This is a genomic window from Mesorhizobium sp. (assembly GCF_004962925.1).
Classification (GTDB): Bacteria; Pseudomonadota; Alphaproteobacteria; order Rhizobiales; family Rhizobiaceae; genus Mesorhizobium.
On the sequence record NZ_SUEO01000308.1, the window covers coordinates 1 to 5,277 of the forward strand.

At 63.7% G+C, this 5,277-nt stretch carries 3 protein-coding genes and 1 pseudogene; 2 read left to right on the forward strand and 2 right to left on the reverse strand.

Annotated features, from left to right (window positions below):
• Positions 1-266 precede the first annotated feature (266 nt).
• Positions 267-941, forward strand: coding sequence for a hypothetical protein (locus tag E5W87_RS33515; RefSeq protein WP_292407659.1), 675 nt, complete (start codon positions 267-269; stop codon positions 939-941).
• A 75-nt stretch (positions 942-1,016) separates the two neighbouring features.
• Here the strand turns inward: E5W87_RS33515 and E5W87_RS33520 are convergent, their stop codons facing one another.
• Together E5W87_RS33520 and E5W87_RS33525 are read right to left on the reverse strand one after the other, a co-directional pair.
• Positions 1,017-3,296 (reverse strand): NADP-dependent malic enzyme, encoded by a 2,280-nt coding sequence (locus E5W87_RS33520; RefSeq protein ID WP_292407662.1) that lies wholly within the window; start codon positions 3,294-3,296, stop codon positions 1,017-1,019.
• A 132-nt stretch (positions 3,297-3,428) separates the two neighbouring features.
• On the reverse strand, positions 3,429-4,622 hold the full coding sequence (locus E5W87_RS33525) for a glycosyltransferase (protein WP_292407665.1): 1,194 nt from the start codon (positions 4,620-4,622) through the stop codon (positions 3,429-3,431).
• Between the two features lie 137 nt (positions 4,623-4,759).
• Here E5W87_RS33525 and E5W87_RS33530 point away from each other — a divergent pair.
• A pseudogene (locus E5W87_RS33530) lies at positions 4,760-5,277 on the forward strand (DNA mismatch repair protein MutS); the annotation flags it as partial.

The following is a 5,277-nucleotide window of genomic DNA, read 5'->3' on the forward strand; positions in this document are numbered from 1 at the left end:
GCCTCTTCTCCCCAGCGGGGAGAAGGTGGCCGCGAAGCGGCCGGATGAGGGGGACACCCATATGCGGTGGCCCTGACCTTGATGTGATGTCGCTGCGTAGCGGCGGCTTGTGCCATCGCACTGCACGGTCGAACCGCAACAATTGAAACACTTCAGTCGAGTTTCGGCATTCATCCGAAACAACCGGGAGCGAAAAACCGCGCCATGGAGCGAACCCGTCGGGACGGCTCCGCGGTCGAGGCCGCTAACACTGAAGGATCAGGAAGATGTTTACTCTCGTAACAGTCGACGCTTTCAGCGGCGTCGATCCCGGCGCGTTGACGCCGACGCAGCACGAAAAGCTCTACACCGGCGCGATGGCACGCGCGCGCCAGGACAGATCGGCCGCGCTCGGCAAAGGCATGGCGCGCCTGACATCGATGTTCAGGATCGAACGTCGTTTCGCCGGCATCGTCCTGCTGCTGGCCACGATCATCGGAGCCATGGCCGTCACCAACGGCGCCCAGGCCGAAGAAGGCAAGTTCAAGCTGAAGCAGGGTATTTCACAGGCGGTGAAGCAGAACTCGGCGCCGCAGTATCACATCGCCCGACGCAGCGAAACTCTCAGGCCGACAGACAAACTGCCGTTCCTTGGCGACAAGATCCGCCCCAAGATTAATGCGAAAATCGACTGCGCTGTGGTTGGCTGCAAAGCCAAGCCGCCGATCCTCAAGCATAGGCCCAAGCTGCCTTGCAAGATTGTCGGATGCAAACCCGGCAAGGACCATGACGGCCACCACGGCAATCACCATGGCCAACACAAGCACGGCTCCTGGTTTTGGGGCGGCGTGACGATCGTCGCTTCCGATCATGGTGGCTGCGGCTATGAATTCTGGAAATGGAAGACGACCGGCTGGCGCTACTGGCGGCATGCGTATCAGAGCTGCCGCGGCTGGGAATAAACTATCCCATCAGCATGAATCTGGCCTTCCCCGGCATGCGGGGGAGGCTTTTTCGTCCGCGATGCGAACCGTCGGTCACGCCCCCGCAGTATACGCCGCAATGGCCGCCATATTCACGATGTCCGAATCCTTGGCGTTGAGCGAGACGATCTGCACCGGCTTGTTCAAGCCGACCAGCAGCGGGCCGATGACGGTCGAGCCGCCGAGTTCCTGCAGCATCTTGGTCGAGATCGAGGCCGAGTGGAAGGCCGGCATGATCAGCACGTTGGCTGGGCCGGTGAGCCGAATGAACGGGTATTGCGCCATGGCGCGCGCGTTGAGCGCCACGTCCGCGGCCATCTCGCCGTCATACTCGAAATCGACGCGCCGCTTGTCGAGGATGCGCACCGCTTCCTGGACACGTTCGGAGCGCTCGCCCTGCGGATGGCCGAAGGTGGAATAGGCGAGCATGGCGAGCCTTGGTTCATAACCCATGCGGCGGGCAAAGCCGGCGGCTTCCTCGGCGATGTCGGCGATCTGTTCGGCATTCGGCATGTCGTGCACGGCGGTGTCGGCGACGATCACGGTTCGGCCCCGCGCCAGCACGATCGAGGCGCCGATGACGCGGTGGCCGGGCTTGGCGTCGATGACGCGGCGGATGTCGTCGAGTGCAGTCGAATAGTTGCGCGTTACGCCGGTGACGATGCCGTCGGCGTCGCCCAACGCCACCATGCAGGCAGCGAAATGGTTACGGTCGTTGTTGATCAGGCGCTGGCAATCGCGGAACAGGAAGCCCTTGCGCTGCATGCGCTCGTACAGATAATCGGTGTAAACGCCGTTGCGGCGCGACAGCCTGGCGTTGATGATCTCGATGCCTTGCCTGTCGATCTCGATGCCGGCGTTCCTGGCATTCTCCTTGATGATGTCGTCGCGGCCGAGCAGGATGGCGGTGCCGAGCCGCTGGTTCACATAGGAGACGGCGGCGCGCATGACCTGCTCCTCCTCGCCCTCGGCGAAGACGATGCGCTTGGGCTGGCGGCGAACGCGGTCGTAGATGCGCTGCAGGGTCGAGGCGATCGGGTCGCGGCGTGCCGACAGTTCCTGCGCGTAACGGTCGAGATCGAGGATCGGCTTGCGGGCGACACCTGAGTCCATCGCGGCCTTGGCGACGGCGATCGGAATGGCCGAGATCAGCCGCGGGTCGAACGGCACCGGAATGATGTAGTTGGGGCCGAATTTCGGCCGGTTGCCCTGATAGGCGGCGGCAACGTCGTCGGGCACGTCCTGGCGCGCGAGTTCGGCCAGCGCTCGTGCCGCGGCGATCTTCATGTCGTCGTTGATGGTGGTGGCCCGTACATCGAGCGCGCCGCGGAAGATGTAGGGGAAGCCGAGCACATTGTTGACCTGGTTCGGATAGTCCGAACGCCCCGTCGCCATGATGGCATCGGTGCGGATCTCGGCCACTTCCTCGGGCGTGATCTCCGGATCGGGATTGGCCATGGCGAAGATGATCGGGTTCTTGGCCATCGACTGCACCATCCTGGTGGTCAGCGCGCCCTTGGCGGAAAGGCCGAGGAATACGTCGGCGCCGTCCAGCGCCTCGGCCAGCGAGCGCGCGTCGGTCTTGACGGCATGCGCGGACTTCCACTGGTTCATGCCTTCGGTGCGGCCCTGGAAGACGACGCCCTTGGTGTCGCACAGGATGATGTTTTCAGGCGTAAAGCCCATCGCCTTCATCAGCTCGATGCAGGCGATGCCGGCCGCACCCGCCCCGTTGCAGACCATTTTCGTGGTCTGCATGTCGCGGCCGGTGACTTTGAGCGCATTGATCAGGCCGGCGGCCGAGATAATGGCGGTGCCATGCTGGTCGTCATGGAAGACCGGTATGTCCATCAATTCGCGCAGCCGTTGCTCGATGATGAAGCATTCCGGCGCCTTGATGTCCTCAAGGTTGATGCCGCCGAAGGAGGGCCCAAGGAAACGCACGCAGTTGATGAACTCGTCGGCATCCTCGGTGTCGACTTCGAGATCGATGGAATCGACATCGGCGAAGCGCTTGAACAGAACCGCCTTGCCTTCCATCACCGGCTTCGAGGCCAGCGCGCCGAGGTTGCCGAGGCCGAGAATGGCGGTGCCGTTTGAGATGACGGCGACCATGTTGCCGCGCGCCGTATAGTCGAAGGCGCGGCTGGGATCCTCGGCGATGGCGAGGACGGGAACCGCGACCCCCGGCGAATAGGCGAGGCTCAAGTCGCGCTGGGTGGCCATCGGCTTGGTAGCGACGATCTCCAGCTTGCCGGGGCGGCCCATGGCGTGGAATTCCAGCGCCTCCTGCGCACTGACGGAGGGTCCGGGGTTTTCGGTTTTCCTGGCCATGATGCTTTCGATTTCCTCACCCGTGCGGCACCGCTTGCGACGGGTGCTTTTGTGGAGTTTCGAATTAAGGCCACACGCCGCCGCTGTAAACCGCCAAGCGACAGGGAATCGTGGTCGAGCGCGGCGCTTCGGTCAGACTCGATCAGACGAGGAGGTGAGCGCGGCAAGCTCGCGCGCATGGTCGCGCACCGGCGCCCATCGCATCAGCGCAGAGGTCGGGGGGAACGGCCATTGCGAGAGCGGCGGCGCGTCGCTGCCCATGCGCCGCAGCAGCGCTGACAGATAGGCCATCATCTCCAGCCGTTGCGGGCGCACTTTTTCCAGCGTTCGGCTTCTGACCTCTTCGCGCGGTATCCGGCGGTCGCGCAGCGTCTCCACAGCTTTTCGGATTGCCGCGGGCTCCGGCTCGGCGATCAGGCAATAGTCCGGATCGAAATAGACGTCGCGCCCGCCAAGGCTCGGCGTCGAGACGATCGGCAGCCCAGCCATCAGATATTCCATGCTGGAGTACATCGCACCTTCGCTTGCCGACAGGCAGAGCCCGACCGCGGCCTGGTTGTAGACGCGATTGACTTGCTCCTGCGAGAGTCTTGCGGTCATACCATCGACGATCGGATTGGCAATGCGGTGGAACGGCGATTGCGACTGCAGGCGGCGAACGAAGACGCGGGCGCCGGAAGGCGGCAGTTCGCCGATCGACGTGGTGACATGAACCAGCCTTTCGACATCGAAGGCAAGGTAGTGCCGCTTGGTGTGCGATATGCGGCCATTGTAGACGGCGTCGAACTCGACCGGCACGTCCGGCAGCGGCCGGAACACATCCTCCGATATCATCAGATTGTGATTGGAAAAGATCGCGGTACCGCCAACCGCGGCGATCAGGCGGCGCTCCTCCTCGGTGTTGCAGAGGAAGATGATCTCGTGATGCGGAAAGCGCGCGGCATAGCGGGCGAGATCCCGACCGATCTGGTCGACCACGGCCGGTCGCTCCAGGGACCAGCTCGGCATCAGCAGGAATGCGGCGCGCCGCGACGCCAGGCGCCGGCCGATGGCGGCAACAGAGTAAAACGGGCGAGGCCCGCCGACCGGTGTATAGAGCACCAGAGGGTCGCGGCTAATCACATGCACGGAAACCTGGATGCCGCCGTCGAGGTCGGCCAGGGGACCACGGGACGGAAGGATGAAGGGAAACCGCTTTCGCGCGGAGAGCCTGAGCTTGTCGGCGGTTCGGTTGGCGCGGCGCGCTGCCTTGAGCAGCATGTGCTGCAACGGCGACCCGACGGGACCGATCATCTCCTCGAAAGTCTCGTGCCTGTCCTTGTCCACTGCGTCCCGCCCAAGCTCCGATCCCTCAGTATTCGCGATTTGAATTTCAGGCAACGTCGCAAGCCCGGCGCCCCCTTTCCCCTGCTTTTCGAGCTGCCGGCATTAAACCCGGCAGTCACATCTGCTAGCGTGCCGGCATGAACATACACATGGCGACCGACCCCGACGCCCCCGAGGCGACGACGCCCATGCCCGTCACGGGCGGCGGCGCCACGCCGATGATGGAGCAGTATATCGAGATCAAGGCGGCGAACCCGGATTCGCTGCTGTTCTATCGCATGGGCGATTTCTACGAGCTGTTCTTCGACGACGCCGAGAAGGCGAGCCGGGCACTCGGCATCGTCTTGACCAAACGAGGCAAGCACCAGGGTCTAGACATCCCGATGTGCGGCGTGCCGGTGCATGCCGCCGACGACTACCTGCAGAAGCTGATCGGACAAGGGTTCCGCGTCGCCGTATGCGAGCAGATCGAGGATCCGGCCGAGGCGAAGAAGCGCGGCGGCAAGTCGGTGGTGCGCCGCGACGTGGTGCGGCTGGTGACGCCCGGCACCATCACCGAGGACAAATTGCTGGCGCCGTCGGAATCGAGTTTCCTGATGGCGCTTGGCCGGGTGAAGGGCGGGGCCGAACAACACTCCTTTGCATTGGCCTGGAT